We start from the raw sequence: 26,932 nt of genomic DNA on the forward strand, positions 1-26,932 counted from the left end.
GTCGACGGTCAGACGACGGCCGGCTGAACCGTCAAGGTTCCTTCGGCGGTGTCCATCGTGGCCCGAGTGCCGAGCGGGATGGTCGGAGGATGCAGGCCGTGTCCGGCAGGGAGTCCACCGAGAACGGGAACACCCAGGCGCGTCAGCCGGTCGCGCAGGACGTCGGCGATGCCCCATCCCCCCAGGGTTGGATCATCGGCGTCCCGGTCGAAGCCGAGGAACTGGCCAAGTGCGACACCGCACAGCCCCTCCAGGGCCCCGGTACGGGTCAGCTGGGTCAGTGCGCGGTCGACCTCTCCCAGCCCTGTGCCTCTCTGGTGTTCGAGAAAGAGGATCGCCCCCTTGAGGCTCGGCAGACCGGCTCCGGCTTCGGTGCGGATCGCGTCAAGGTTGCCGCCGACCAGGACACCGGTCGCGGTGCCCTCGACGGTGACCGCCGCGCTGGCTTGGCTGGTGTCCCGGTGGATGATCACAGGGTCGGTGGTCATCAGCGCACGGCGAAGGGCTTCGGCTGACGCCGGCCCGGACCATGCGTCGCTCCAGTTGGCGAACGGGCCGTGCAGCGAGGCCAGACCGCATCGCGCCCATACGGCAAGGTGGAGGTGGGTGATGTCGCTGAAGCCGACCAAGGGTTTCGGGTCGCGCCGCAGGGCGTCGATGTCCAGGTCGCCGACGATGCGGTATGCGCCCTTGCCGCCCCGGGTGGCAAGCACCGCGCGGACGCCGGGGTCACCGAACGCGGAGTTCAGGTCGAAGACGCGATCCTCATCTCGGCCAGCCATATACCCCCACTGGTCGAAGACGTGCTCTCCCAACTCGACCCGCAGCCCCCATGACGTCAGTAGCTCGACGCCACGGGCGACTCCCTCGCGGCTGGGTGGACTGGCCGGAGAGACGATCCGCACTCGATCCCCGGGCCGCAACCGCGGCGACTGCACGGTCCGATGACTGTCGCAGGTGTCCATACCGGGATCTTCCTACACCCGCCGAGCCGATGGTGAGCCGTCTGCATCGATCACTCACCGTCAATGCAGCCAGGCTGCCGTCAGCCAATACGCGACACCTGGACATGCGGGCTCACCAGTCCCGAGTGCCGTCTCCTACGCCGCGCCCTCGCGCGCGTGCAGCGCCGCCGCGACGACCGTGCGGGACTGGTGCTCGACCTGGTGCTCCAGGGGCACCCAGCGGGCGCGGAAGCGTACGGCGAAGGAGTCGCTCCAGGCCCCGACGAGGTGTTCCAGCCGGGGCGCCGCCGGGTCGTCGTGCTCCTCGAGGACCCGGCGCAGCATCGCCGCCGCCCGCAGCGGCAGGCGGCGCGCGAAGGCGTCCACGCTGCCGACGTAGGCCATGGTCGTGTCCGCCGGGGGACCGTGCGTCCAGTCGGCGGCCAGGCCGGGCACCACGCCCAGCACCCAGCGGGCGGCCCGCAGCAGGGGCTCGTCGACGCCCTCCAGACGCGGCAGCGCGTCGTCGAGCACCCGCTCCACCTCCCGCGCGTCCCGCAGCAGCCGGACCGCCAGTCGCCGGGTCTCCGCGACCGGGTCGGGGTGCGGGGCGGGGTCGTCCACCATGTCGCTCGCCCACATCGGCACCTCGACGACCGCGGTGAGGCCGCCGTAGCGGTGGGCGTGGTACCAGGTGCTGTGCCGCGCGTCGTCCGGCATGCTCGGGTAGGCCGCGCCCGCCCCGGCCGCCGGCATCACGTGCACGCCCGGCCCGGACGCCGGCCAGCCCGCCGCGTCGGAGGCGCCCGTCTCGACCGGGATGTGCAACTGCGCCGCCGACTTGGCGAACGGCTCGGCCAGCCCCGGGATGTCCTTCGTCAGCTGCACCCAGCTGCCGCCCAGGTCGGTGCCGTGCAGTGTCACCTGGAGGTAGGGCCGCAGCTCGTCGATGACGCCGGTCAGCGCCCGCGTCTCGGGCGGCAGCCGGTCGGGCGGCAGCACGGCCGGGGACCACTCGGGCTGTTCCGGGCCCGCGGGCCGGAAGAACCCCAGGTGGTACTCGCGCAGGCTGCGCGGCGCCGGCGTCACGTGCAGGCTCGCCCCGTCGGGGTCCGCGCACAGCAGGAAGTGCCAGGACGTGCCGTCCCGCAACTCCCTCTCGGCCAGCACCCGTTCGACGAGCGCGAGGAGCGTCGAGCCGCCCGTCGGCTCGTTCGCGTGGGCCCCGGCGACCACCAGCACGGCCCGCCGGGCGTGCCCGACGGACAGCAGGTGCAGCGGCCGGCCCGCTCGGGAGAGCCCCACCTGCCGCAGCGCGCACAGACCGGGGTGGAGCGTGGCCAGTGCCTCGGCGGCGCAGGTCAGCTCGGTCACGGTGGGGTAGCGCAGCTCCGGCAGGAGACTCACCCCCGTCATGTCCGCCCGGCCTTCGCTTCCGCAGTACCCCACGGACTCCGTGCGCTGTCAAGGACGCGGCCGGAAGCCTTCCGGGGGCGCCCGGAAGCATCCATGCCGAAGCCCTTCCGCGGTACGCCCACGCCCGTGGGCCGGTCGTCGCCGGGGTGGCGGTGTGGGGCGGGTCACGGCCGTCCTGCCCGCACGGGGGCGGGTGTTCCGCGGCCGGTTCCTCGGGGCCGCAGGTGCGGTACGTGGCCGGCGTCCGGTCGTGGCCGGGGGCGCCCGGAAGCATCCGCGCCGAAGCCCTTCCGCGGTACGCCCACGCCCGTGGGCCGGTCGTCGCCGGGGTGGCGGTGCGGGGCGGGTCACGACCGTCCTGCCCGCACGGGTGCGGGTGTTCCGCCGGCGGCTCGGGGCCGGGGACACGGTCACCCGAACGACGTCCGGTCACCGCCGAAGGAGGCCCCGGTAGGCCCTCGTCGCGGGGCCGGGCTCAGCTCACGCGTTCCAGCAGGGTCACCGGCATCCGGGCGAACAGGTCCGTCAGGGGTGCGTGGCCGGTGAACGTCCGGCCCGGGGTGAGGACGTCGGTCCAGGTTCCCGGGGGGAGGGGCAGACGGGTGTCCCGCCAGCCGCCCGCCTCCGCCAGGCGCAGGGACAGCCGGGTCACGGCGGTGACGACCTCACCGGAGCGGGCGAAGGCCAGACAGTGCTCCGCCGCCGGCCCCTCGGCGGCCAGCGGCTCGTACGAGGCCGACGCCCCGAAGACGTCCGGCCGCCGCCGGCGCAGCCGCAGGGCCGCCGCCGTCACCTCGGCCTTGGGGCCGGGCCGCTCGGGCGGGAAGGGCACCGGACGCCGGTTGTCCGGGTCCACCAGCGCCCGGTACTCGTCCTCCGTGCCCTGGTAGACGTCCGGCACCCCCGGCATCGTCAGATGCACCAGCGCCGCGCCCAGCACGTTCGCCCCGATGTGCGGGGCCAGGGCGTCGCGCAGCGCGGCCACGCGCTCGCCGGGCACCCCGCACGGTCCCAGCGCCACGAACGCGGCCACCGCCTCCTCGTACGGCGGCTCCTGCTCCGTCCAGCTCGTGTACAGGCCGGCCTCGCGCACATGCTTCAGCAGCGCCTCCCGGACGCGCTCCGGGTCCGCCGGGCCGAGCCCGAACACCGTCTGCCAGGCCGCCCACGCCGCCTGCCCGTCCGGCACGCCCTCCTCGGCCCGCGTCACCTGCTCCAGGACGTCCGCCCAGCGCGCCGGGCACTCCGTCAGCACGGCCAGCGCCGCCCGCACGTCGGCGCTGCGCTTGGTGTCGTGCGTCGAGACGACCGTCCCGGTGAGCGGCCACTCGCGTTGCACGCGCGCGCAGTACGCGTGGAACGCGGCCGGGGACACGCCCTGGCGGCCCGGATCGCCGCCCACCTCGTTCGCCGACAGCAGCGGCACGTACCGGTAGAACGCCGTGTCCTCCACCGACTTCGCCCGCAGCGCGGACGCCGTCTGCGCGAACCGGGTCCGGAACTCCACCTCTGCCGGCCCCGCGTCCCGCCCCAGCAGCAGCCCGCGCACCACGTCCACCGCGCCCGCCTCCTCCGGCACGGTGAACGCCTGCCGCGCCTCCCGCGCGGCCTCCTCGGTGACGACGGCGGCCGCGTCACCCGAGGTGTACGGGCGGTAGACCTCCATCCGCACGAGCAGTTCCTCCAGCGCCGTGCGCAACGCCCAGGGCGCCCGGTCCCGCAGCGCCGGGTCCGGCGAGCCGGCGCACACCCGGACCGCCGCCCGGGTCAGCCGGTCCAGCTCGGTCGCCAGCTCGTGCGAGAGCACCGCGTACGCCGCCCGTCGCGCGGTGGCCGCCCAGTCCCCGCCCCGGTCCGTCTGCGGGGCCGCGAAGCGCCGGTACAGCGCGAGCAGCTCCCCGGCGCCCTCCGGGTCGGTGAACAGCCCGTCGATCCGGCGCAGGGCGTCGTACCCGGTGGTGCCGGCGACCGGCCAGGACGACGGCAGCCGCTCGCCGTCCGCGAGGATCTTCTCGACGACCGTCCAGCGGCCCCCGCTCGCCTCGTGCAGCCGTGTCAGATAGGCGTCGGGGTCGGCGAGTCCGTCCGGGTGGTCGACGCGCAGCCCGTCGACCACGCCCTCGTGCAGCAGCCGCAGGACCGTCGCGTGCGTGGCCTCGAAGACCTCCGGGTCCTCCACCCGCACCCCGATCAGCTCCGAGATGCTGAAGAACCGCCGGTAGTTCAGCTCGGTGCGGGCCAGCCGCCACCACACCGGCCGGTACCACTGGGCGTCCAGCAGGTGCGGCAGCGGCAGGTCCCCCGTGCCCTCGCGCAGCGGGAAGACGTGGTCGTGGTAGCGCAGCACGTCCCCGTCGACGCGCAGATCGTCCAGGACCTCGCCCAGCGGCCCGCCCAGCACCGGCAGCAGCACCTGCCCGTCCTGGGCCTCCCAGTCGATGTCGAACCAGCGCGCGTACCGCGACTTCGGCCCCTCCCGCAGCACCTCCCACAGCGCCCGGTTGTGCCGCGGCGCCATCGCCATGTGGTTCGGGACGATGTCCACCACCAGCCCGAGCCCGTTCTCCCGCGCGGTGCGCGCCAGCGCCCGCAGCCCCTCCTCGCCGCCGAGCTCCTCCCGCACGCGCGCGGGGTCCACCACGTCGTAGCCGTGCGACGAGCCGGGGACGGCCTCCAGGACGGGCGACAGGTGCAGGTGCGACACCCCGAGCGAGGCCAGGTACGGCACGGCGGCCGCGGCGGCCCCGAACGGGAAGCCGGGCTGGAGCTGGAGCCGGTAGGTGGCCGTGGGCACGACGGGGGCGGGACGCGTGGAGGTCATGGAGACCTACGTACCCGCCCTGCCCCCTTTCGTGTCATCACACCCTCCGGGTGGGCGCCCCCGAGGAGCCCGCCGTCAGGCCGGCCGCTGGAGCACCGTCATGCTCCGGTCCACCAGGGTCAGCCGGTCACCGGCCGCGACCTTCGCGCCCGTCCCCGGTTCGACCGCCACCGGGTCCGCCGTGTCGACGACGACCTGCCACTGCCGCCCGTGGTCGACCGGCACCACGAACTCCAGCGGCCGGGCGGAGGCGTTGAACATCAGCAGGAACGAGTCGTCGCTGATGCGCTCCCCGCGCGGCCCCGGCTCGGAGATCGCGTTGCCGTTGAGGAACACCGTCAGCGCCGAGGACGCCGAGTTCCAGTCGCGCTGGGTCATCTCCCGGCCCTCGGGCGTGAACCAGGCGATGTCCGACAGCTCGTCGTGGGTGCCCTCCACGGGACGTCCGTGGAAGAAGCGGCGCCGGCGGAAGACCGGGTGGTCCCGGCGCAGCCGCACGATGGCCCGCGTGAAGTCGAGCAGCTCGCGCCCGCTGCCCTCGGCGTCCGGCCACTCCACCCACGACAGTTCGCTGTCCTGGCAGTAGGCGTTGTTGTTGCCGCGCTGGGTGCGTGCCACCTCGTCGCCGTGACTGATCATCGGCACGCCCTGGGACAGCATCAACGTGGCGAGGAAGTTGCGCATCTGCCGGGCACGCAGCTCCAGCACCTGCGGGTCGTCGGTCTCGCCCTCCACGCCGCAGTTCCAGGACCGGTTGTGGCTCTCGCCGTCCCGGTTGTCCTCGCCGTTGGCCTCGTTGTGCTTGTCGTCGTAGGACACCAGGTCGTGCAGCGTGAACCCGTCGTGGCAGGTCACGAAGTTGATCGAGGCCAGCGGGCGGCGTCCGTCGTCCTGGTACAGGTCGGACGAGCCGGTCAGCCGGGAGGCGAACTCGGCGAGCGCGCGCGGCTCGCCCCGCCACACGTCCCGCACGGTGTCGCGGTACTTGCCGTTCCACTCGGTCCACAGCGGCGGGAAGTTGCCCACCTGGTAGCCGCCCTCGCCCACGTCCCACGGCTCGGCGATCAGCTTCACCTGGGAGACGACCGGATCCTGCTGCACCAGGTCGAAGAACGACGACAGCCGGTCCACCTCGTGGAACTGACGGGCCAGCGTCGCCGCGAGGTCGAAGCGGAACCCGTCGACGTGCATCTCGGTGACCCAGTACCGCAGCGAGTCCATGATCATCTGTAGGACGTGCGGCGACCGCATGAGCAGCGAGTTCCCGGTCCCCGTGGTGTCCATGTAGTAGCGCGGGTCGTCGGTCAGCCGGTAGTACTGCGGGTTGTCGATGCCCCGGAAGGACAGCGTCGGACCCAGGTGGTTGCCCTCGGCGGTGTGGTTGTAGACCACGTCGAGGATCACCTCGATCCCCGCCTCGTGCAGCGCCCGCACCGCCGACTTGAACTCCAGGACCTGCTGGCCGCGGTCGCCCCAGGAGGCGTACGCGTTGTGCGGGGCGAAGAAGCCGATCGTGTTGTAGCCCCAGTAGTTGTTCAGGCCCATGTCGACCAGACGGTGGTCGTTGACGAACTGGTGTACGGGCATCAGCTCCAGCGCCGTGACGCCCAGCTCGGTGAGGTGCTCGATGACCGCCGGGTGCGCGAGGCCCGCGTAGGTGCCGCGCAGCTCCTCCGGCAGCCCCGGATGGCGCATCGTCAGACCCTTCACGTGCGCCTCGTAGATCACCGTGTGGTGGTACTCGGTGCGCGGGCTGCGGTCGTCGCCCCAGTCGAAGTAGGGGTTGACCACGACCGACGTCATCGTGTGCGGCGCCGAGTCGAGGTCGTTGCGCCGCTCGGGTGAGCCGAAGTGGTAGCCGTACACCTCCTCGCCCCACCGGACGGAGCCGCTGACCGCCTTCGCGTACGGGTCGAGCAGCAGCTTCGCCGAGTTGCAGCGCAGACCGCGTTCCGGTGCGTAGGGGCCGTGCACGCGGAAGCCGTAGCGCTGCCCCGGCATGACGCCGGGCAGGTACGCGTGGCGCACGAACGCGTCGCTCTCCCGCAGTTCCACCGCCGTCTCCGAGCCGTCGTCGTGCAGCAGACACAGCTCTACTCGGTCCGCGGCCTCCGTGAAGACCGCGAAGTTCGTGCCGGCGCCGTCGTACGTGGCGCCGAGGGGATATGCCTCTCCAGGCCAGACCTGCATGGATACGACTCTTCCAGGTGTGCCGTCCCGGCGGGGACGCCTTGCCATCGCGTCTTGCGGAAAGTGAGGGAACCACGGGTCACTCACCTTCCTCTCAGGGGTCCTTGCACTGTGCCCGCCCGGGCCGCGTGGTCCGGCACCGCACCTCGTCGCGTCGCCGGAGAGCCCCGGTGGCTCCGCTACGAGGACTCTCCGGCGCCTTGCGGTGCACGGCACCGGACCACGCGGGCCGATCAGGCGCTCACCGTGCAAGGACCCCTTCCCCACCGACCCGGGCATACGCCCGCGCAGGGTGCACGCGCGCGCCGGCCGGGCGGCCACGCACCCCGGGACGGTACGAAAGGGCGCCGAACCCCGGCCGGACGCGGGCGACGGACCGGCCGCGCCCGCGCCGAGGCGGCCGGCACGACCACGGGCCGACGGGCTCCTCGCCGCCGTCGTCGCCCTCGACGGCGGCGAGGGCGTGGGCTTCCACCACGTGCGCGACGAGGAGAGGCGGCCCCGCCGGCCCACCGGCAGGGGTTCCGACCGCCCGCGAGGGACGTCACCGCTATGAATCCGCTCACTCCGCCGGCCCCGCCCGGCTGGAACGGCCGTGCACCCACCGACAGTTGAGAAACGACCTGCCCATCCGGCTGCACCGCCCGCCGCTCCCGGAGTACCCTTCCTTGATCGTTGGGACGGGGATGCTCGGGGGAGCGGAAGGCGGTGCGCGGGTGGGTTCGGGAGGGCTGGAACTGCCCCCTGGTGAAGACGGTCACGAGGGAGGCTCCTCCACGGACGTCCCGCCCGGCACGGTGTCCCTGGCCCGGCCGATGGAGGGTGCCATCGGGCCTGAGCTGGACTGGGGCGCCGACGCCTGGCGCGAGGTGCGCACCCGCGCCCAGCGCGCCGGCCGCGCCTACATCTGGCTGAACCTCGTCGAACAGCGGCTGCGCGCCGTGGTGGCCGCCGTGCTGCGGCCGATCTACGAACCCGTGCACGGCGACGACTGGGTGGTCGCAGCGGCCGGCCCCGCCGGACAGGAGTGGGTGCAGCGCGCGGTCGCCGTACGCGAAGTCAGCCGCCGCAAGGGCTACCTGCTCGACCCGGCCGACGACAACGTGATCTCGTTCCTCACGCTGCCCCAGCTGCGCGAGCTGATGGTGCAGCACTGGCCGTGCTTCGAGCCGTACCTCGACGACCGGCGCGACGTCGAACTCGCCCTGGACGAGCTGGAGGTGACGCGCAACGTCGTCTCCCGCAACCGTGCGCTGTCCGAAGCCGTCCTGAACCAGGCCGAACGCGCCTCCGCGCGGCTGCTGGAGATGCTCGGCACGGGCGGCGACGTGCCCTCCGCGCGCCGGCTGCCCGTCGACGCCGTCGAGGACCTCGTCGGCGACCGCTACGCCGACGTGGTCGCCGTCCACTCCGACCGGGTGCGGCTGCTGCGCCGGTTCCCCGCCGAGGACATGTTCGACGGCGCCCGCCGCCTCGACGCCATCGGCATCGGCCTCAACCTGCTCGTGCAGAACTTCTCCGGCCGCCGTCTGGTCCGCCTCGCCGAGGCGGGCGCCCGGGTGCGGCTGCTGTTCCTCAACCCGGCCTCCAGCGCCGTCAAGCGCCGCGAGCGCGAACTCGGCATGAAGCGCGGCGAGTTGAGCAGGTCCGTGGAGATGAACATCCTGCACATGCGCCGGGTCCGCTCCCGGCTGCGCGACCCCGGCGCCTTCCAGATCCAGGTGTACGACGAGACGCCCCGCTTCACCGCCTACCTCGTCGACGGAGACGGCACCGACGGCATCGCGGTCGTCCAGTCCTATCTGCGACGCATGCGCGGCATGGAGGCGCCGGTGCTGGTCCTGCGCAACGGCAGCCGGGTGGTCAAGTCGGGCGAGGTGGACGAAGGCGGGCTTTTCGCCGCCTACCGCGAGGAGTTCGAGCTGGCCTGGGCGGATTCGCGACCAGTGTCCTGAACTGTCCGGTCTTTCCTCGGGGTGGCCGCCGACAAGCGGAACGCGGTCCTCTGATTGTCAGTGGCGCATGCGAAGGTGGAGACCACTGGGGGAAGCACCACCAAGAAGGGGGGCCACCATGGCCTGGCACCGCGAGCTGCTCATCGGCTTCGACCTGGAGACGACCGGGACGGACCCGCGCGAGGCGCGCATCGTCACGGGCGCCGTGATCGAGGTCAGGGACGGGCAGGTGCGGGGGCGCCGGGAGTGGCTGGCGGACCCGGGCGTGGAGATACCGGCCGACGCGGTCGCGGTGCACGGGATCAGCAACGAGCGGGCGGCCGCCGAGGGCGCCCCCGCCGACCGCGTCGCGAACGCGATCGCCGACGTCCTCGTGGGCTACTGGAGGACGGGCGTCCCGGTCGTCGCCTACAACGCCTCCTTCGACCTCACCCTGCTCTCCGCCGAACTGCGCCGTTACGGCCTGCCCTCGCTGCGCGAGCGCCTCGGCGGCCTCGATCCGGCCCCGGTCGTCGACCCGTACACCATCGACCGCTGGGCCGACCGCTACCGCCGTGGCAAGCGCAACCTGGAAGCGGTCTGCGCCGAGTACGGCGTCGCCCTGGACGCGGCGCACGACGCCTCGGCCGACGCCCTCGCGGCGGCCCGCCTCGCCGGTGCGATAGCCGACCGCCACCCCAAGGTCGCCGGCCTCGGCCCGGCCGAGCTGCACCGCCGCCAGATCGAGTGGTACGCCGCCTGGGCGGCGGACTTCCAGGACTTCCTGCGCCGCAAGGGCGACGCGCAGGCGGTGGTCGACGGCACCTGGCCGCTGCGCGAACTGACGGAGAGCCGCCGGCCGTAGAGGGCCGGACGCGTCCGCCGGAGCGGGGGAGGACGCGCACTCCGGCTCAGAAGGGGTAAATGCTCCCTCGCCGCCACCATGACCACGCGAGCAGGCGGGCCCTGCTGACGGCCGTCCTCTCGGCCGCCGTACGCCTCCCCCGGCTCGCCGAAGTCGAGCACGCGCTCTTCGACGACCGGTTCCGGCGGGCGGAACCCGTTGTCACCCGAGCCGTCGAGCGCGGCGAACCACCCGCGGGCACGGACCCTGCCACACTCCTCAAGACTCTCGCCGCACCGATCCACTTCCGGCTCGTGTTCACCGGCGAGCCGGTCGACGAGGCGACCGCAGAGCGGGCGGTGCGGTCGCACTGGCCGCCGCGCGCGGGCGCGTCGTCAGCCGGGTGACCGCGGGCCCGGCACGGGGGGCCGACCCGCCATCGCTTCACCGACCGGCTGGGGGACAGCCTCGCGCCGCCCGTGGTGTCTGCCTCACCCCGCCCGGCCCCTGCCCTCAAGACCGGAGCCCCTCCTGAAGCCGAGCCGAGCCGAACGGGCGGCGGTGCGGACGGCCACGGCTCCGGGATCCCAACTCGTCGCCCCTCCGGCGCGGCTGCGGCACACCCCCTCAGAAGGGATACCAGCGCACCGTCTCGTCCCCGTCCCGCAGTGACGCCACCCGGCGCCGGAACTCGGTCAGCGCCTTCGGGTCGGCCGGGGCGTGCTGGGCGACCCAGGCGCAGCTCGCCGTCTCGCGGGCGCCGCGCAGGACCGGACAGCCCGCCCACCGCCGTACGTCCCAGCCGTACGCCTCGGTGAAGGAGTCGTAGGCCTCGGAGGGCAGCCCGTAGCGGTCGCGGGAGAGCGCCATCACGACCAGGTCGTGCTCGCGCAGATCGGCCGAGAACGTCTCCAGATCGACCAGGACCGGACCGTCCGGGCCGACGTGGACGTTGCGGGGCAGCGCGTCGCCGTGGATCGGGCCGGGCGCGAGGTGCGGGGTGAGCGCGGCGGCCGCCGCCGCGAAGCCGTCGCGCCGCTGCCGCAGATACGCCGCGTCCTCCGGGTCGATGGCGTCGCCCGCGAGGCGCAGCCAGCGCTCCACACCGGCCAGCAGGTCGCGCGGCGGCAGGGCGAAGGAAGGGGAGGGCAAGGCGTGCACGACGCGCAGCAGTTCGGCCAGATCCCGCGGCTCGGCCGGCCGCACCGCCTCGGGCAGCCGGTGCCACACCGTCACCGGATGCCCCTCCACCAGCAGCGCCTTCGGCTCGGCTGCCCGTACGGCGGGGACGCCCGCCTCGGCCAGCCATGCCGCGATGTCCAGCTCGCGCCGGGCCCGGTCGAGGAGTTCGGCGTCCCGCCCCACCTTCACCACCAGGTCCCCGGCGGCGAAGACGGCGTTCTCGCCCAGGGCGAGGAGCCGCGCGTCCGGCGCCGGTCCGGGCAGCACGCCTGCCGCGGCCAGTACGTCCCGCGCCCGTGCCTCGTCCATCGTCCGCCTCCGTGTCCTCGTCCGCCGGGTCCCCTCCGAGGGCGTCGGGATCCGGCCATCCGACGGCCAGTCTCGCATTCGCACAGGTCGGACCGTGTCGCGTGGTGCCTTGACGGCGTATCCCGGCTTCACGACCATGGCGGGGCCCGTCACCGCAGCGGGAAGGGGGATCGCTTCGTGTCCGTGCTGACCGAGGGGACAGGGACGGGCCGCCGCCCGGCCACCGGCAGCGGCCCGCCGTCGCGGCGGGCCGCCGGCCACGGAGCGTGGTTCCTCGTGCTGCCCGCGCTGCTGCCGATCCTGCTGCTGAGCGTCGGCCCGCTGCTGTACGGGATCCTGCTGGCGTTCACCGACGCCCAGTCCGGCCGGACCGAGCCCACGCAGTGGATCGGCGGCCTCAACTTCCAGGACCTGTGGCACGACACGCTGTTCTGGGAGTCGTTCCGCATCGGCCTGGTGTGGGCGGTCGGGGTGACCGTCCCGCAGTTCCTGCTCGCCCTCGGCCTGGCCCTGCTGCTCGACCAGGAGTTACGGCTGCGCTGGCTCGCCCGCGCACTCGCGATCGTCCCCTGGGCGATGCCCGAGGTGGTCGTCGGCATCATGTGGCGGCTGGTGTACGCCCCGGACGCCGGCGTCCTCAACGAGACCCTGCGCGACGTGGGCCTGGGTGACGGACGGGACTGGCTCGGCGGTCTCGCCACCGCGCTGCCCGCCGTGATCGTCGTCGGTGTGTGGGCGGGCATGCCGCAGACGACGGTCGCGCTGCTCGCCGGACTGCAGAACACGCCGCGCGAACTGCACGAGGCCGCCGCGGTCGACGGGGCGGGCGCCTGGCGCCGCTTCCGCACGGTGACCTGGCCCGCGCTGCGGCCCGTCGCCCTCGCGATCACCGCCCTCAACTTCATCTGGAACGTCAACAGTTTCGCCCTGGTCTACGTCCTGACCAGCGGCGGACCCGGCGGCCGCACCCGGCTGCCGATGCTCTTCGCCTACGAGGAGGCCTTCCGCTACGGGCAGTTCGGGTACGCGGCGGCGATGGGATGCGTGATGGTGGCGGTGGTCTCGGTGTTTCTCGCCCTGTTCCTGGTGGGCCGGCTCCGGGCGGGGGAGGAGACATGAGGACGTCCGCGGCGGGCCGCGCCGGCCAGTACCTCGCCCTGGTCGGCTATCTCGTCTTCCTCGCCTTCCCCTTCCTCTGGCTGGTCTCCACGGCCTTCAAGTCCCCACGCGAGCTGGGCGGTCTGCATCCCTCCTGGATCCCCGAGGACCCCACCCTCGACAACTTCCGGCAGGCCTTCGACGAGCAGCCGCTGCTGCGCGCCGCGGGCAACTCGCTGCTGGCCGCCGCCGGTGCCGCGCTGGTCGCCGTGCTGATCGCGACCCCGCTGGCCTACGTGCTCGCCCGGCACCGCGGTCCCCTCACCCGGGCGGCGAGCGGCTGGGTGGTGGTCAGCCAGGCCTTTCCGCTCGTGCTGGTGATCATCCCGCTGTTCCTGGTGCTGAAGAACCTGCGGCTGATCAACACCCTGGGCGGACTGGTCCTGGTCTACGTCGTGTGGGCGCTGCCGTTCGCGCTGTGGATGCTCGTCGGATACGTCCGGGCGGTGCCCGTGGAGTTGGAGGAGGCGGCGGCCGTGGACGGAGCCGGGCGGCTGAGGACGCTGGTGTCGGTGACCGCGCCGCTGCTCGCGCCGGGGCTGGTGGCGACGGGACTGTTCGCGTTCATCACCGCGTGGAACGAGTTCTTCTTCGCGCTGGTGCTGCTGAAGACGCCGGAGAAGCAGACCCTGCCGGTCGTCCTCACCCACTTCATCGGCGCGGAGGGCGTCGCCGACCTCGGTCCGCTGGCGGCCGCCGCCTTCCTCGCCACCCTTCCCTCCCTGGTCGTCTTCGCGGTCATCCAGCGCCGGATCACCAGCGGCATGCTCGCCGGGGCGGTGAAGAGCTGATGCGCACGCGCGGGAGCGTCCTCCTCGTCCTGGCCCTCCTCCTCGCCGGCTGCACGGGCGGCGGCGGCTCCGGCACCGGCCCGATCACCCTGCGCTTCCAGTCCCTGGCCTGGCAGGAGGAGTCCGTCGAGGTCAACAAGGAACTGGTGGCCGAGTGGAACGCGAGCCACCCCGACGTCCGCGTCGAGTACGTCCAGGGCAGCTGGGACAGCGTCCACGACCAGCTCCTGACGTCCTTCGAGGGCGGTGAGGCCCCCGACGTCATCCACGACGCCTCCGACGACCTCGCCGACTTCGCCCACGGCGGCTACCTCGCCGACCTGAGCGGCCTGCTGCCCGAACGGCTCACGGCGGACATCCCGCAGCGCAGCTGGGACGCGGTGACCTTCGGCGACGGTGTCTACGGTGTGCCCTTCCTCCAGGAGCCGCGCGTCCTGATCGCCAACGCCACCTGGCTGAGGACGTCGGGTGTCCGCGTGCCGACCCCCGAACGACCCTGGAGCTGGGAGGAGTTCCGGCGGATCACCCGGCAGCTCAGCGGTGGCGGGAAGTACGGCGTGGCCTGGCCGCTGAAGGACCCCGTCTCCGCCACCCTGAACCTCTCCCTGTCGGCCGGCGGACAGCTCTTCCACCGGGACGCGGACGGGAAGGTCACCGTCCGTTTCGAGGCGGGCGACGAGGTGGTGCCCCGCACGGTCCGCGACCAGGTCGGCGCGGACCGCAGCGCGCCGGGCTCACTGCTCGGCAGCGGCGGCTCGGACACCCTGCCCGGGTTCTTCGCCGGCCGCTACGCCATGGTCCCGCTCGGCTTCTCCTACCGTCAGCAGATCGCCCAGCAGGCCCCCGAGGGCTTCGACTGGCAGGTGCTGCCCGCCCCGGCCGGCGCCGACGGCCTCACCCAGGGCGTCAGCCCGCAGACGCTGTCCGTCGCCGCGGACAGCCCGCACCGCAAGGAGGCCGCCGCCTTCATCGACTTCCTGCTGCGGCCGCCCAACATGGTCCGGCTGGCGCGGGGCGACTGGATGCTGCCCACCGGCACGACCGCCCTCGCGGACCCCGCCCTGCGCACGACGGAGGACGACTGGGCCACCGGCACCGCACTGGCCGCCCACCTGCGCCCGGCGCCCGCCCAGTCGGTCCGCGGCTACCCCGAGTGGAAGGACAAGGTGGCGACCCCGGCGTTCCAGGAGTACTACAGCGGCGCGATCGACCTCGACGCGCTCCGCGACCGCCTGGAGAAGGACGGCAACCTGGTCCTGGCCCGCTACCAGCGCTGACGTGCCGCGCGCCCGGGCTGCGCGCGGCACAGCTCCGGCGCTCATCGTGCAGGGACCCCTCAACCAGTTGCACGAGACGTATCGTCTCGCCTACGGTCGGAGGCATGACCGCTCCCGCGCACATCGCCATGTTCTCCATCGCCGCCCACGGGCATGTGAACCCCAGCCTCGAGGTGATCCGCGAACTCGTCGCGCGCGGGCACCGGGTCACCTACGCCGTCCCGCCCGCCCTCGCCGACAAGGTCGCCGCGACCGGCGCCGAGGTCAAGCCGTGGAACTCCACGCTGCCCGGCCCCGACGCCGACCCCTCGGCGTGGGGCACCACCCTCCTCGACAACGTCGAGCCGTTCCTGGAGGACGCCATCCAGGCGCTGCCCCAGTTGACCGAGGCCTACGACGGCGACGAGCCCGACCTCGTCCTGCACGACATCGCCTCCTATCCGGCCCGCGTCCTCGCCCACCGCTGGGGCGTGCCCGCGGTCTCCCTCTCACCGAACCTCGTCGCCTGGGAGGGCTACGAGGAGGAGGTCGCCGAACCGATGTGGGCCGAGCCGAAGAAGACCGAACGCGGGCAGGCCTACTACGCCCGCTTCGAGGCCTGGCTCGCGGAGAACGGCATCACCGAGCACCCCGACCCGTTCGCCGGCCGGCCCGCCCGCTCCCTCGTCCTCATACCGAAGGCGCTCCAGCCGAACGCCGACCGGGTCGACGAGCGTGTGTACTCGTTCGTCGGCGCCTGCCAGGGCGACCGCACCGCCGAGGGCGACTGGACGCGCCCCGCCGACGCCGACAAGGTCGTCCTCGTCTCGCTCGGCTCGGCCTTCACCAAGCAGCCGGACTTCTACCGCGCCTGCGTCGAGGCCTTCGCCACCCTGCCCGGCTGGCACCTCGTGCTCCAGATCGGCGGGCACGTGGACCCGGCGGAGCTGGGCGAGGTCCCCGCCGGCGTGGAGGTGCGGACGTGGGTGCCCCAGCTGGCGATCCTGCGGCAGGCCGACCTGTTCGTCACCCACGCCGGCGCCGGCGGAAGTCAGGAGGGGCTGGCCACGGCCACCCCGATGATCGCCGTACCGCAGGCCGCGGACCAGTTCGGCAACGCGGACGTTCTCCAGTCGCTCGGCGTCGCCCGGCACGTCCCCACCGAGGAGGCCACCGCCGGGACACTGCGGGCCACCGCCCTGGCCCTGGTCGACGACCCGGAGGTCGCCCGCCGGCTGGGGGAGATCCAGGCCGCCATGGCCCACGAGGGCGGCACCCGGCGGGCGGCCGACCTCATCGAGGCGGAACTCTCCGCGCGCCGGGCCTGAGGGATCCTCGCACCATGCCCGCCCGGGCCACGCGGCCCGACCGGGCGGGCACAGTGCAAGGACCCCTGAAGGGGAACGCGACAGGGCCCGTCGGCCTCCCCCGAAGCCGACGGGCCCTCACCTCGCGCGGGTCAGACCTTCAAGGGCTCGCCCTCGTCGTCCCGCGTCGTCGTCGTGTACGCCTGCGGCGACTCGTCGTGGGTGAGGTCGGGCAGCCGGTGCAGCCACTTCGGCAGGTACCAGTTGCGCTCGCCGAGCAGCGCCATGACCGCCGGGAGCAGCACACCCCGGATGATCGTCGCGTCGATCAGCACCGCCGCCGCCAGGCCCACGCCCATCTGCTTCATGGACTGCATGGACAGCGTCCCGAAGATCGCGAACACGGCGACCATGATCACGGCGGCGCTGGTGACGACACCCGCCGTGGTGACCACGCCGTGTGTGATCGCGTCCTTCGTCGTCCGGCCCCGCATCCGTGCCTCGCGGATCCGGGAGACGACGAACACGTGGTAGTCCATCGACAGACCGAACAGGATCACGAAGAGGAACAGCGGCAGCCAGGTGATGATGGCGCCGACGCCCTCCGCACCCACCAGCGAGGCGCCCCAGCCGTGCTGGAAGACCCCCACGAGGATGCCGTACGCGGCGCCCACCGACAGCAGGTTGAGCACGATCGAGGTGATCGCGACCGTCAGCGAGCGGAACGACAGCAGCATCAGCACGAAGGCGAAGACGACGACGAAGGCGAAGACCGGGACGACCGCTCCGGCCAGCTGGTCGTTGAAGTCCTTCGACCCGGCGACCTGACCGGTGATCGGCGCCTCGACGCCGTCGACCTTGCCGAGCGTGGCGGGCCGCACCTCGTCGCGCAGCTTGTCCAGGCTCTCACCGGCCTTGTCCAGGTCGGAGCCGCCGACCAGCGGGACGTACACGTAGGCGAGGTTCTGCGTGTCGTGCAGCTTGATCTCGACCGGGCCGCGCGAGGCGCCCGAACTGATCGCCCGCTCACGGAATTCGGCGAGCGCGGACTTCACCTCGGGCGCGTTGATGTCCTTCGCCTTGACGACCACCTCGGCCGGGTCGGAGCCACCCGGGAAGGCCTCGTTGAGCCGGTTGTAGGTCTGGACGATGGGCAGCGAGTCACCGAACTCCTGGTCCAGGGTGAGGTTCTGCGTCTTCATGCCGAGCGCGGGCGCCGCGATGGCGAGCAGAGCGCCGGTCGCGACGACGACGGAGACGACGGGCTTGGCGAGGACGCCCTTCAGGACCGCCGACCAGAACCGGCTGCCGCTGTTGCCGGCGGTGCGGCGCTTCAGGAACGGGAGCCGGCCCTTCTCGACCCGCTCGCCGAGCAGCGAGAGCAGCGCGGGCAGCACGGTCACGGAGCCGACCATGGCCACGGCCACCACCATCAGCGAGGCCAGACCCATCGCCTCGAACTCGGCGAGCCCGGTGAACAGCATGCCCGCCATCGCCACGCACACCGTGACACCGGAGACGACGATCGCGCGGCCGCTGGTCGCGGCGGCGATCCTGAGGGCCGTCTGCGCGTCCCGGCCGGCCTCCCGCTCCTCGCGCTCGCGGCGCAGGTAGAACAGGCAGTAGTCGACGCCGACGGCCAGACCGACCAGCAGCATCACGGAGTTCGCGGCGTCCGTCATCGGCATCACATGGCTGACGACGCCCATCAGGCCCGTCGTCGCGATGATCGCGGTGATCGCCAGCAGTACCGGCAGCAGCGCCGCGACCAGCGCGCCGAAGGCGATGAGCAGAATGCCGAGGGCCACCGGCACCGCGGAGTACTCGGCCTTCTGGAAGTCGTCCCCGAACGCGTCGTCGAACGTCTTCATCATGCTGGCGCCGCCGATCTCCTCGATCCGCAGCGACCCGTGCTCCTTCTGCACCCCCTCGACGGCCTCGAGGACCGGCTCCACCCGTTCGCCCGCCGTGTCGGACTCGCCGCGCATGTCGAACTGCACCAGCGCGCTGCGGCCGTCCTCGGAGATGGTCTGCGTGTCGTACGGCGAGGCGACGTCCGTGACCTCGCCGGTGGCCTCGACGGCCGTGACGACCGCCTCGACGGCCTTGCGGAACTCGGCGTCCGTGGCCTTCAGCCCGCCGCCCTTCGCCTGGACGAGGACCGTCTCGCTCGCGGGCTCCTCGATCCCGGCGTCCTCGATGATCTTTGCGGCGGTGTGCGTCTCCCCCTTGAGCTGGTCGCTGTCCTTGACGTCGACGCGGCCCGCGGCCGAGCCGAGCCCCATGGCCAGGACGACGAACAGCACCCAGATGCCCACGGCCGCCCATCGGTGCCGGGCGCTCCAGCCGCCGGCCCGCGCGGCGATGCCCCGCACCCGTGAATCTTTCCCCATGACGGGCTTGCCCCCTTGAAGAGCGGTGGCGGCCCCCTGCCGTCACCTTCCACTTCGAAGGTAGGGGCCGGATAAAGCCGTCTCGTCGTGCTCCCCGGTGAAGTACCGGCCGCCCGGCTACTCCCCACGGACCCCGCCGACTCACCGCTGGGGAGGACAAGGGCCCCTTACATCTATCGGGGGGTCTCGGGGACGGTGATCAGGGTGCCCCGCCCGCACACCCCGCCCGCCGTAGGGTGGCCCGATGACGACGACGTATGCGGCACTGCTGCGCGGCATCAACGTGGGCGGCCGCAGGAAGGTCCCCATGGCCGCCCTGCGCACCCTGATGGAGGGCCTCGGACTCGCGGGCGTCCGCACCTACCTCCAGAGCGGCCAGGCCGTCTTCTCCAGCGACCACGGCGACGAGAGCGGCCTCGCCGAGGAACTGGCCCGGGCCGTCGAGAAGCAGTTCGGCTTCGCGGTCGACGTGATCGTGCGCGACCACGCCTATCTGAAGGCGGTCGCCGAGGCCTGCCCCTTCCCGGCCGCCGACCTGGAGGCCAGACAGCTCCACGTCACCTACTTCTCCGCGCCCGTCACGCCCGAACGCTTCGCCGGGATCGACCGGGCGGCCCACCGCCCCGAGGAGTTCCGCCTCGGCGACCGCGCGCTGTACCTGTACGCCCCCGAGGGCCTCGGCCGCTCCAAGCTCGCCGAACAGCTGTCGAAGCCGCGCGTCACCAGGGGCGTGATCGCGACGACCCGGAACTGGAACACCGTCGTCAAGCTGGTGGAGTTGACCGAGGACTGACCCGCCCCGCGGCGTCCAGCCGCTCCCGCTCCCGCTCCGACAGCCGTACGGCGGCGGCGTCCAGGTTCTCCTCCAGATGGGCCGGGGTGCCGGTGCCGGGCGTCGGGCACAGCACGGGGGAGCGGTGCAGCAGCCAGGCCAGGGCGATCTGCGCCGGGGTCGCGCCGTGCTCGGCGGCGACCGACGCGCACACCGGGTCGGCCGTGAGCGTCCCGTTGCCCAGCGGGAACCAGGGCAGGAAGGCGATCCGGCGGGCCTCGCACAGCTCCAGCAGCGGCTCGCCGGCCCGGTCGAGGACGTTGTAGCGGTTCTGGACGGACGCGATCCGCGTCAACTCCGTGGCCGCCGCGAGCTGTTCGGCGGTGACCGTGTCCAGGCCGATGTGCCGGATCTTGCCCTCGGCCCGCAATGCGTCGAGCGCCCCGAGCTGGTCGGCCAGCGGGACGGCCGGGTCGAGCCGGTGCAGCTGGTACAGGCCGATGGTGTCCAGGCGCAGCCGCCGCAGACTCGCCTCGCACATCGCGCGCAGCCGCTCCGGCCGGCCGTCGACGTGCCAGGCGCTGTCGCTGGTCCGCACGACCCCGCCCTTCGTGGCGATCAGCAGCTCCGGCGGATACGGGTGCAGGGCCTCGGCGAGGAGTTCCTCCGCGAGCGAGGGACCGTAGTTGTCGGCCGTGTCGATCAGGGTGACGCCGCGTTCCACCGCCCGCCGCAGCACCGCGACGGCGTCCCGGCGGTCGCCGCGCGGCCCCCAGTAGCCGGGCCCGGTGAGCTGGGCGGTGCCGAGACCGAGCCGGCGGACCGTGAACTCGCCGCCCACCGCGAAGGATTGTTCGACCATGAGACGGAGCGTACCGACAGCCCCTGTGCGAGGCTCGTCCCATGCGCTACATCATCATCGGAGCAGGGGCCGTCGGCGGCACGATCGGCGGGCGGCTGGCACAGGCGGGACGGGAGGTCGTCCTGGTCGCGCGCGGCGCCCACCACGCGGCGCTCACCGAGGGCGGGCTGCGGCTGCGGGTGCCCGAGGGCGAGCTGACCCACCGGCTGCCCGTCGTCGACGGACCGGACGCGCTCGGCACCCTGCGCGCCGACGACGTCCTCGTCCTCGCCGTCAAGACCCAGGACAGCGAGGCGGCCCTCCGGGCCTGGGGCGCCGCCCCCGTCGACGGCGGGGGAACGGCCGCCGAGCGGCTGCCGCTGGTGTGCGCACAGAACGGGGTGGAGAGCCAGCGCCTGGCCCTGCGCCGCTTCCGGCACGTCTACGGCGTCTGCGTCTGGCTGCCCTCCACCCACGTCGAACCCGGCGTCGTCGTCGCCGCCGGCGCCCCGCTGACCGGCATCCTGCACGTCGGCCGCCATCCGCACGGCACCGACGACACCGCCCGCCGTGTCGCCGCCGACCTGGAGCAGGCCCACTTCGAGGCGCCGGTCGTGCCGGACGTGGCGCGCTGGCAGTACGCCAAGCTGCTGTCCAACCTGGCCAACGCCCTGGAGGCACTGAGCGGACCGGTCGACTCCGACGCGGCCGTCGCGCTGAACGCCCGGGTGCGCGCCGAGGGGGAGAAGGTGCTGCGGGCCGCCGGCATCGCCTGGACCAGCACCGAGGAACAGCGGGCCGTCCGGGGCGACAAGGTCACCCTGGTGCCGCTCGACGGCACCGCGCTCGGCGGCGGCTCCTCCTGGCAGTCCCTCAGCCGCGGCGCCGGCAGCATCGAGGCGGACTACCTCAACGGGGAGATCGCCCTGCTCGGCCGCCTCCACGGCGTGCCGACCCCGCTCAACGACCTGCTGCAACGCCTCGCGAACACCTTCGCGCGTGAGCACCGGGCCCCCGGCTCGCTGCCGCTGCCGGAACTGATCCGCCTGGCCGACGAGGCTGTCGCGTTTGTTCAAGAGACCGGGGACGCCCGTCACTAGCGTGAGGGGCATGAAGCACGACGAGATCCACCGGCACATGTCCGCATGCGCCGCCGAGGCGGCGCGCGTGGCGCGCGGCGTCCCTGCGGCCCGGCTGGGCGAACCGACCCACTGCCCGGGATGGGACGTCCGCACCCTGGTCAACCACTGGGTCCTCTACACCTCCCACGGTCTGGAGCACCGCGCCCTGCGCCGGCCGCTCCCGGAGGACCTGACCGCCCGCGACTTCACCTCCGACCCCGACTGGCCCGACGCCTACGCGGCCCGGCTCGACCGCGCCGTCGCCGCCTGGGCGGACCCGGCCGTCTGGGAGGGCGAGATCGACCTCGGCTCCGTGGCCCTGCCCGCCGCCGATGTGGCCGCGATGATCGTCAAGGAGACGGCGGTGCACGGCTGGGACGTGGCCGTCGCCACCGGCCAGACCTTCCACGTCCCCGAGGACGCCGCCCGCTTCGTCCTCGACGTGGTCGAACGCCACGCCGAGCTCTACCGCCGCTACGACGGCTTCGCCGAACCGGTCCCGGTCCCGCCGGACGCCCCGGTGTTCGCGCGGGCCCTGGCGACGAGCGGAAGGAACCCCCACCTGGCCGCCCGGGCGGACCGTCGAACGAGTAGCCCCGGGGCGGGCCGCTGACAGAGCAGCCCGGGGCGGGCCGCTGATCGAGCAGTCCGCGGCCGGCCGCTGAACGAGCAGTCCGAGGCAGGCTGTTGGACGAGCAGCCCGGGGAGGCCGTCGAAGGACCAGCCCGGACGGGCCGCTGAACGAGCCGTGATCCGCCACGGGTGGCGCGGATCGGCGCCGGGCAGGCGTGCGTGCGGCCCGGCGGCGATCGCGTCGCCCGCCCCTGACCGGGCGGCGCCCCGGACGGCCTCCCCTCGCTCAGTCCTCCTCGCCCCGCCATGCGTCCCGCCCCGCCCGCCGCACCACCGGCCCCATCGCCAGCCCCGCCACCGCGAAGAGCACCCCGAGCACCGCCCAGCCCACCGTGCCGTGCCGGATCGCGGTGAGCGTGACCAGCGCCGGGCCCGCCATCATCCCCGCCGACATGCCCGCGCCGAAGACACCCTGGTAGACGCCGTGGGCGCGGGCGTCGGCGAGGGCGTAGCCGAGGGTCCAGCCGCCGGCCGCGGACAGCACCTCGGCGAGGACGTTCACGACGGCACCGGCGGTCAGGGCGAGGACCGCCCACACCGGGGACAGGCCCGCCGAGAGGGCGTACACCGCGCAAGCGACGGCGAGCAGCAGACCGGACAGCCTCATCGCCACTACGGCCTGGGGCACCTTGGAGAAGCGGCGGGCCACCGGCACCTGGAGCAGCGCGACCAGCGCGCAGTTCACGATCATCAGCAGGGCCGCCGTCCAGCGCGGCGCCTCGGTCCGCTCCACGATCCACAGCGGGAGACCCACCTCGGCGAGCGTGTACTGCACGACCAGCACGGCGTTCAGCACGGTCACCCCGAGGAACGGCAGGTCGCGCACCGCCCGCCACCGGTCGCCGGCCGGACCGCCGACGGCGAGCGGGTGGCGATCCACGGCGTGCCGGGCCAGGGGCAGGCCCGGGATCATCAGGGCGGGGCCCGCGAACGACAGCGCGTTCAGCACGATGACCGTCACGTACGCGCCCCGGGTGTCCAGTTGGAGGGCGATCGCCCCGAACGCCCCGCCCACGCCCATGCCGACGTTCGTCACCATCCGCAGATACGCCCGCGCCTCCACCCGGGTCGCCGCGGGCAGCACGTCCGCGTACAGCGCGCCCTGCACCCCGCGCGAGGCCATCTGCAGCCCCGTCGCGCACACCACCGCCACGAGGAACCCCGCGTACGACTGGACCAGCACGTACCCGGCCGTCGCGAACCCCGTGCCCGCCCACAACAGCGACGCCACGCGCCGCGCGCCCCACCGGTCCGCCGCCCGGCCCGCGGGCACCCCCGCCGCCACCCCGGCCAGCCCCGCCGCCGTCATCCCCAGCCCGACGGAGGTCGCGTCCAGGCCGACGATCCGGGTGAAGTACAGGACGCCGAGGGGGAAGTAGAGTCCGTTGCCGAAGGAGTTGAGAAGCGTCAGCAGCGACGCGCGGCGCAGCACGGGATCGGCGGGCAGCAGACCGGAGGCGCGCGTGACCGGCCCCGCCGTGGGTGTCGTGGTCATGCTGACAGCCAACCGGGGGCAGGAGCCCACGGGCATTGATTTAGCCTGGCACTGAATGATCGAGATCCGCTTCGCCGTCGGCGACCTCGCCACCACCTCCTTCGCGTACTCCCCGCTCCAGGAGGCGGTCTTCTCCCTGCGCTCCCTGCACGACCCCGCCCGCTACCCCCACCACCGCCCCTGGCTGCGGCGCATCCGCCCCCGCCTGGACGCCCTCGACCACGAGCTGCTCACCGCCCTGGTCACGCCCTGGCTGTGGGTCCCGGACTTCCTCACCCCGCGCCCCGACCGCGCCCGCCCCGCCTTCGCCGAGCAACTGGACCGGGTGCGCGCCACCCCGCTCGACGTGGTCGTCGCCGACTTCCGCGCCGCCTACCGGACCGAGAGCGCCCTGCCGCCCGTCGTGGCGCGGGGACTCGCCGACCCCGGCGCGTTCCTCGCGAGGATCGCGGACGGCGTCGACGCCTACTGGCACACCTGTCTGGCCGCGGACTGGTGGCCGCGGGCGCAGAGCATCCTGGAGGCCGACCTCGCCCACCGGGGACGTGTGCTGGCCGAGCAGGGCGCGGGCGCGCTGCTGCCCGGCCTCGACCGACGGCTCACCTGGACCGGCAGCCGCCTGCGGCTGTCCACCCGGGACTTCAACGTGCAGGCCCCCTGGGCCGACGTCAGCATCGCCGGCCGCGGCATGGTGCTGCTGCCGACCCTCTTCGCCCGGGGCGCCCAGCCCCTCATCGACCCCTCACGGCCGCCCGTGCTCATGTATCCGGCGCGCGGCCGGGCCACCCTCTCCGAGACACCGCCGCCGGTCACCGACGACGCCCTCGCCCGACTCCTCGGCCGCCCTCGCGCCCGGCTGCTGCTCCTGCTGGCGGAACCGGCCTCCACCACCGAACTCGCCCACCGTCTGCGCGTCACCCCGGGTGCCGTCAGCCAGCACCTGGCGGTCCTCTACGACGGCGGCCTGCTCACCCGCACCCGCAGCGGCCGGGTGGTCCGGTACGCCCGCACCGCGCTCGGCGACGCGTTGTGCCGATAGCCGGCGGGGGCCGGGCCGGGACGACGGTACCTACGCGCCCACGGCGGCGAGCACCGGTCTCCGCGCCCCGTCGTACCGCTCCAGCAGCACCCGGGCCACCTCCGGCGCCGGGCCGAGGACGTCGGCGAGGACGTCCGCCTCGGCGGCACCGCGGGCGATGCGGTCCGGGAGGAAGCCGGGGGCCAGGACGTACGGGGCGACCGCCACCGTCGCACAGCCCAGCGCGCGCAGCTCGCGCACCACGTCCTGCGTGCGCGCGAACCCCGCGGGAGAACCGGCGGAGGCGAACGCAGGCCGCACGGCGCACCAACCGGTGTGCCGCCACTCCCGCGCGGTATCAGCGATCACTGCGATCGCCTCCGGGTCGGTGGACCCCGCCGAGGCCAGGACGACCCCGGTCGAGGACCTGTCGGCGGGCGTCAGCCCCGCCTCGTACAGTCGGCGTTCCAGGGCCGACAGCAGCAGCGGGGACGGGCCCAGCACCTCCGCCTGACGGATCCGCAGCCGTCGGGGCGCGTTCCGCAGGACCGCCGGGATGTCCGCCTTCGCGTGGAACGCGCGGGTCAGCAGCAGCGGGAGCGCCACGACGTCCCGCACGCCCTCCGCCGCCAGCGACTCCAGCACCCCCTGCACGGAAGGGACGTTGAAGTCCAGGAAGCCCGTCTCCACGCGCAGCCCCGGCCGCAGCGACCGCACCCGCCGGACGAGGGCGTGAACGGTCGCGGCATGCCGCGGGTCACGGCTGCCGTGGGCGATGACGAGGAGGACGGGCTCGCTGTGCACCGGACGTCAGCTCTTCACCAGCAGACCGCGCCCGCGCAGCACACGCCGCTCCAGCGGGCTGAAGATCAGCAGATCGATGGCGATGCCGACGAACAGGATGAGGACGATCGCCTCGAACACCATGGACATGGAGCTGGCGTTGCGGCCGTTCTCCAGCAGCGCGCCCAGACCGATGCCCAGATCGGGCGAGGAGGCGATGATCTCCGCGGCCATCAGCGACCGCCAGGAGAACGCCCAGCCCTGCTTCAGACCCGCCAGGTATCCGGGCAGCGCGGCCGGCAGCACGATGTACCGGGCGCCCTTCAGACCCGTCGCGCCCATCGTGCGGCCCGCCCGCAGGAACAGCGGCGGCACCTGGTCGATGCCGGAGACCAGACCGTTGGCGATGGACGGGACGGCGCCCAGCAGGATCACCGCGTACATCATCGAGTTGTTCAGGCCCAGCCAGATCACCGCCGGCGGCACCCACGCCACCGACGGCAGCGACTGCAGACCGGACAGGATCGGGCCGATCGCCGCCCGCACGAACTTCACCCGGGCCACGATCAGACCCAGCGGGGTGCCGATGGCCAGCGCCATCAGGAAGCCCAGCAGACCGCGCGAGACGCTGGTCCAGATGTACTCGAGGAGCTTGCCCTCCAGCCAGGCCTGCCGGAACTCGTCCCCCACGTCGGACGGCGAGGGCAGCTTGGTCGGGTCGTCGACGACGCCGAAGGAGATCAGCGACTGCCAGACCACCAGGACCACCGCGATCGCCACGATCGGCGGGAAGATCTTCCGGGTGAAGGTCTGCCGGAAGGACGTCCCGGCCGTGACGGTCGTCTCGAGCGCGTCGAGACCGGCCTCGACACCCGCGAGCTCGTTCCTGCCCGACGAAGAGGCGTCCTGCGGCTTCGTGTCAATGCTGGCCATGACGGCGGATCTCCCCACGCAGGACTTCGGTGATCTCCAGGGACAGTTCGGCCACGGGCGCGTCCTCGATCCGACGCGGCTGCGGAATGCCGACCTCCCACTCACGGGCGATCCGGCCCGGCCGCGAGGACAGCAGGACGACGCGCTGCGCGAGCCGCACCGCCTCCCGCACGTTGTGCGTGACGAACAGGACCGACAGGCCGGTCTCCTCCCAGATCCGGGTCAGCTCGTCGTGCAGCACGTCCCGGGTGATGGCGTCGAGCGCCGCGAACGGCTCGTCCATCAGCAGCAGCCGGGCGTCCTGGGCGAGCGCCCGAGCCAGTGCCACACGCTGGCGCATACCGCCGGACAGCTCGTGCACCCGCTTGCCGTACGAGCCCTTCAGCCGTACCAGCTCGAGCAGCTCCTCGGCGCGCCCGCGCCGGTCGTTCTTCGCGACTCCCCCCAGTTTCAGGGCGAGTTCGATGTTCTTGCCCGCGGTCAGCCACGGGAACAGGGCGTGCTCCTGGAACATCAGAGCGGGACGCCCGTCGGTGGTGATGCTGCCCGCGGTGGGGTCGTCGAGCCCCGCCACCAGGTTCAGCAGCGTGGACTTGCCACAGCCCGAGGCCCCCAGGAGGGTGACGAACTCGCCCGGCGCGACATCGAGCGTGATGTCGTCCAGGACGAGCTGCTGCCCGGCGGGCCCGGGGAAGGTCTTCGAGACGTGCTCGATACGGGCGGCGTACTCGGCCGACGCGGTGGCGTCGTCGGCCTTGGCGAGGGCGGTTGCCATGGTCGTCACCTCCTGG

General features: G+C 73.3%; 21 protein-coding genes and 1 pseudogene. 11 read left to right on the plus strand and 11 right to left on the minus strand.

All coding sequences use genetic code 11. The annotated features are described in order from the left end of the window. Positions 1-8: 8 nt before the first annotated feature. From ACZ4YY_RS03850 to glgX, 4 genes are all read right to left on the minus strand, one after another. Entirely contained in the window at positions 9-965 is a 957-nt protein-coding gene (locus ACZ4YY_RS03850; RefSeq protein ID WP_468283522.1) for a S66 peptidase family protein, read from the minus strand. Between the two features lie 135 nt (positions 966-1,100). After that, the gene (locus ACZ4YY_RS03855; protein WP_468284336.1) at positions 1,101-2,351 is read right to left on the minus strand and encodes a M14 family zinc carboxypeptidase; all 1,251 of its coding nucleotides are present in this window, start codon (positions 2,349-2,351) and stop codon (positions 1,101-1,103) included. A gap of 484 nt (positions 2,352-2,835) precedes the next feature. Continuing rightward, on the minus strand, positions 2,836-5,181 hold the full coding sequence (gene treY / locus ACZ4YY_RS03860) for a malto-oligosyltrehalose synthase (protein WP_468283524.1): 2,346 nt from the start codon (positions 5,179-5,181) through the stop codon (positions 2,836-2,838). 75 nt (positions 5,182-5,256) lie between these two features. Next, positions 5,257-7,371, minus strand: coding sequence for a glycogen debranching protein GlgX (gene glgX / locus ACZ4YY_RS03865; RefSeq protein ID WP_468283526.1), 2,115 nt, complete (start codon positions 7,369-7,371; stop codon positions 5,257-5,259). A 686-nt stretch (positions 7,372-8,057) separates the two neighbouring features. Here glgX and ACZ4YY_RS03870 point away from each other — a divergent pair. From ACZ4YY_RS03870 to ACZ4YY_RS03880, 3 genes are all read left to right on the plus strand, one after another. Beyond that, the gene (locus ACZ4YY_RS03870; protein WP_468284338.1) at positions 8,058-9,326 is read left to right on the plus strand and encodes an SAV2148 family HEPN domain-containing protein; all 1,269 of its coding nucleotides are present in this window, start codon (positions 8,058-8,060) and stop codon (positions 9,324-9,326) included. Between the two features lie 118 nt (positions 9,327-9,444). Continuing rightward, the gene (locus ACZ4YY_RS03875) at positions 9,445-10,170 is read left to right on the plus strand and encodes an exonuclease domain-containing protein (RefSeq protein ID WP_468283527.1); all 726 of its coding nucleotides are present in this window, start codon (positions 9,445-9,447) and stop codon (positions 10,168-10,170) included. Positions 10,171-10,229: 59 nt separating this feature from the next. Further along, positions 10,230-10,556 (plus strand): TetR-like C-terminal domain-containing protein, encoded by a 327-nt coding sequence (locus ACZ4YY_RS03880; protein WP_468283529.1) that lies wholly within the window; start codon positions 10,230-10,232, stop codon positions 10,554-10,556. 220 nt (positions 10,557-10,776) lie between these two features. On the opposite strand, the gene ACZ4YY_RS03885 is transcribed toward ACZ4YY_RS03880, so the two are convergent. Next, entirely contained in the window at positions 10,777-11,640 is an 864-nt protein-coding gene (locus ACZ4YY_RS03885) for a phosphotransferase enzyme family protein (protein ID WP_468283531.1), read from the minus strand. A 186-nt stretch (positions 11,641-11,826) separates the two neighbouring features. Here ACZ4YY_RS03885 and ACZ4YY_RS03890 point away from each other — a divergent pair, with 186 nt between their 5' ends. The 4 genes and pseudogenes from ACZ4YY_RS03890 to mgt all read left to right on the plus strand — a co-directional run bounded on the left by ACZ4YY_RS03890 (position 11,827) and on the right by mgt (position 16,173). Beyond that, positions 11,827-12,759, plus strand: coding sequence for a carbohydrate ABC transporter permease (locus ACZ4YY_RS03890; RefSeq protein ID WP_468284340.1), 933 nt, complete (start codon positions 11,827-11,829; stop codon positions 12,757-12,759). Further along, positions 12,756-13,589: a carbohydrate ABC transporter permease gene (locus tag ACZ4YY_RS03895; RefSeq protein WP_468283533.1), complete on the plus strand. Its 834-nt coding sequence runs from the start codon at positions 12,756-12,758 to the stop codon at positions 13,587-13,589. The genes ACZ4YY_RS03890 and ACZ4YY_RS03895 overlap by 4 nt, the downstream gene beginning before the upstream one ends. Continuing rightward, the gene (locus ACZ4YY_RS03900; RefSeq protein ID WP_468283535.1) at positions 13,589-14,866 is read left to right on the plus strand and encodes an ABC transporter substrate-binding protein; all 1,278 of its coding nucleotides are present in this window, start codon (positions 13,589-13,591) and stop codon (positions 14,864-14,866) included. Before ACZ4YY_RS03895 ends, ACZ4YY_RS03900 begins: the two co-directional genes overlap by 1 nt. A 46-nt stretch (positions 14,867-14,912) precedes the next feature. After that, a pseudogene (gene mgt, locus ACZ4YY_RS03905) lies at positions 14,913-16,173 on the plus strand (macrolide-inactivating glycosyltransferase). Between the two features lie 131 nt (positions 16,174-16,304). On the opposite strand, the gene ACZ4YY_RS03910 reads toward mgt, so the two are convergent. Further along, the gene (locus tag ACZ4YY_RS03910) at positions 16,305-18,545 is read right to left on the minus strand and encodes an MMPL family transporter (RefSeq protein ID WP_468283537.1); all 2,241 of its coding nucleotides are present in this window, start codon (positions 18,543-18,545) and stop codon (positions 16,305-16,307) included. A 244-nt stretch (positions 18,546-18,789) separates the two neighbouring features. Here ACZ4YY_RS03910 and ACZ4YY_RS03915 point away from each other — a divergent pair, with 244 nt between their 5' ends. Next, positions 18,790-19,338 (plus strand): DUF1697 domain-containing protein, encoded by a 549-nt coding sequence (locus ACZ4YY_RS03915; protein ID WP_468283539.1) that lies wholly within the window; start codon positions 18,790-18,792, stop codon positions 19,336-19,338. Here ACZ4YY_RS03915 and ACZ4YY_RS03920 read toward each other — a convergent pair. Continuing rightward, positions 19,310-20,179 (minus strand): aldo/keto reductase, encoded by an 870-nt coding sequence (locus ACZ4YY_RS03920; RefSeq protein ID WP_468283541.1) that lies wholly within the window; start codon positions 20,177-20,179, stop codon positions 19,310-19,312. The genes ACZ4YY_RS03915 and ACZ4YY_RS03920 overlap by 29 nt on opposite strands. A 41-nt stretch (positions 20,180-20,220) precedes the next feature. Here ACZ4YY_RS03920 and ACZ4YY_RS03925 point away from each other — a divergent pair, with 41 nt between their 5' ends. Both ACZ4YY_RS03925 and ACZ4YY_RS03930 read left to right on the plus strand, forming a co-directional pair. After that, entirely contained in the window at positions 20,221-21,258 is a 1,038-nt protein-coding gene (locus ACZ4YY_RS03925) for a ketopantoate reductase family protein (RefSeq protein WP_468283543.1), read from the plus strand. A gap of 10 nt (positions 21,259-21,268) precedes the next feature. Next, complete coding sequence (locus ACZ4YY_RS03930; protein WP_468283545.1) at positions 21,269-21,892, plus strand: TIGR03086 family metal-binding protein; 624 nt, start codon at positions 21,269-21,271, stop codon at positions 21,890-21,892. A gap of 246 nt (positions 21,893-22,138) precedes the next feature. On the opposite strand, the gene ACZ4YY_RS03935 is transcribed toward ACZ4YY_RS03930, so the two are convergent. Continuing rightward, positions 22,139-23,407 (minus strand): MFS transporter, encoded by a 1,269-nt coding sequence (locus tag ACZ4YY_RS03935; protein ID WP_468283547.1) that lies wholly within the window; start codon positions 23,405-23,407, stop codon positions 22,139-22,141. 55 nt (positions 23,408-23,462) lie between these two features. On the opposite strand from ACZ4YY_RS03935, the gene ACZ4YY_RS03940 reads away from it, so the two are divergent. Continuing rightward, positions 23,463-24,446: a helix-turn-helix domain-containing protein gene (locus ACZ4YY_RS03940; RefSeq protein ID WP_468283549.1), complete on the plus strand. Its 984-nt coding sequence runs from the start codon at positions 23,463-23,465 to the stop codon at positions 24,444-24,446. Between the two features lie 30 nt (positions 24,447-24,476). Here the strand turns inward: ACZ4YY_RS03940 and ACZ4YY_RS03945 are convergent, their stop codons facing one another. From ACZ4YY_RS03945 to ACZ4YY_RS03955, 3 genes are read right to left on the minus strand one after another with little or no spacing between them, the layout of a single operon-like run. Further along, a complete protein-coding gene (locus ACZ4YY_RS03945; RefSeq protein WP_468283551.1) occupies positions 24,477-25,229 on the minus strand; it encodes a sirohydrochlorin chelatase in 753 nt (250 codons plus the stop codon). Between the two features lie 6 nt (positions 25,230-25,235). Beyond that, the gene (locus tag ACZ4YY_RS03950; protein ID WP_468283553.1) at positions 25,236-26,141 is read right to left on the minus strand and encodes an ABC transporter permease; all 906 of its coding nucleotides are present in this window, start codon (positions 26,139-26,141) and stop codon (positions 25,236-25,238) included. Further along, positions 26,128-26,916, minus strand: coding sequence for an ABC transporter ATP-binding protein (locus ACZ4YY_RS03955; RefSeq protein ID WP_468283555.1), 789 nt, complete (start codon positions 26,914-26,916; stop codon positions 26,128-26,130). The genes ACZ4YY_RS03950 and ACZ4YY_RS03955 overlap by 14 nt, the downstream gene beginning before the upstream one ends. Positions 26,917-26,932: the final 16 nt, after the last annotated feature.

The organism is Streptomyces sp. NPDC030143 (genome assembly GCF_055573695.1).

Coding starts and splice junctions, on each gene's coding strand:
- ACZ4YY_RS03850 (WP_468283522.1), bottom strand. CDS start 965: ATGGACACCTGCGACAGTCATCGGACCGTGCAGTCGCCGCGGTTGCGG.
- treY (WP_468283524.1), bottom strand. CDS start 5,181: ATGACCTCCACGCGTCCCGCCCCCGTCGTGCCCACGGCCACCTACCGG.
- glgX (WP_468283526.1), bottom strand. CDS start 7,371: ATGCAGGTCTGGCCTGGAGAGGCATATCCCCTCGGCGCCACGTACGAC.
- ACZ4YY_RS03870 (WP_468284338.1), top strand. CDS start 8,058: ATGCTCGGGGGAGCGGAAGGCGGTGCGCGGGTGGGTTCGGGAGGGCTG.
- ACZ4YY_RS03875 (WP_468283527.1), top strand. CDS start 9,445: ATGGCCTGGCACCGCGAGCTGCTCATCGGCTTCGACCTGGAGACGACC.
- ACZ4YY_RS03880 (WP_468283529.1), top strand. CDS start 10,230: ATGCTCCCTCGCCGCCACCATGACCACGCGAGCAGGCGGGCCCTGCTG.
- ACZ4YY_RS03885 (WP_468283531.1), bottom strand. CDS start 11,640: ATGGACGAGGCACGGGCGCGGGACGTACTGGCCGCGGCAGGCGTGCTG.
- ACZ4YY_RS03895 (WP_468283533.1), top strand. CDS start 12,756: ATGAGGACGTCCGCGGCGGGCCGCGCCGGCCAGTACCTCGCCCTGGTC.
- ACZ4YY_RS03900 (WP_468283535.1), top strand. CDS start 13,589: ATGCGCACGCGCGGGAGCGTCCTCCTCGTCCTGGCCCTCCTCCTCGCC.
- ACZ4YY_RS03910 (WP_468283537.1), bottom strand. CDS start 18,545: ATGGGGAAAGATTCACGGGTGCGGGGCATCGCCGCGCGGGCCGGCGGC.
- ACZ4YY_RS03915 (WP_468283539.1), top strand. CDS start 18,790: ATGACGACGACGTATGCGGCACTGCTGCGCGGCATCAACGTGGGCGGC.
- ACZ4YY_RS03920 (WP_468283541.1), bottom strand. CDS start 20,179: ATGGTCGAACAATCCTTCGCGGTGGGCGGCGAGTTCACGGTCCGCCGG.
- ACZ4YY_RS03925 (WP_468283543.1), top strand. CDS start 20,221: ATGCGCTACATCATCATCGGAGCAGGGGCCGTCGGCGGCACGATCGGC.
- ACZ4YY_RS03930 (WP_468283545.1), top strand. CDS start 21,269: ATGAAGCACGACGAGATCCACCGGCACATGTCCGCATGCGCCGCCGAG.
- ACZ4YY_RS03935 (WP_468283547.1), bottom strand. CDS start 23,407: ATGACCACGACACCCACGGCGGGGCCGGTCACGCGCGCCTCCGGTCTG.
- ACZ4YY_RS03940 (WP_468283549.1), top strand. CDS start 23,463: ATGATCGAGATCCGCTTCGCCGTCGGCGACCTCGCCACCACCTCCTTC.
- ACZ4YY_RS03950 (WP_468283553.1), bottom strand. CDS start 26,141: ATGGCCAGCATTGACACGAAGCCGCAGGACGCCTCTTCGTCGGGCAGG.
- ACZ4YY_RS03955 (WP_468283555.1), bottom strand. CDS start 26,916: ATGGCAACCGCCCTCGCCAAGGCCGACGACGCCACCGCGTCGGCCGAG.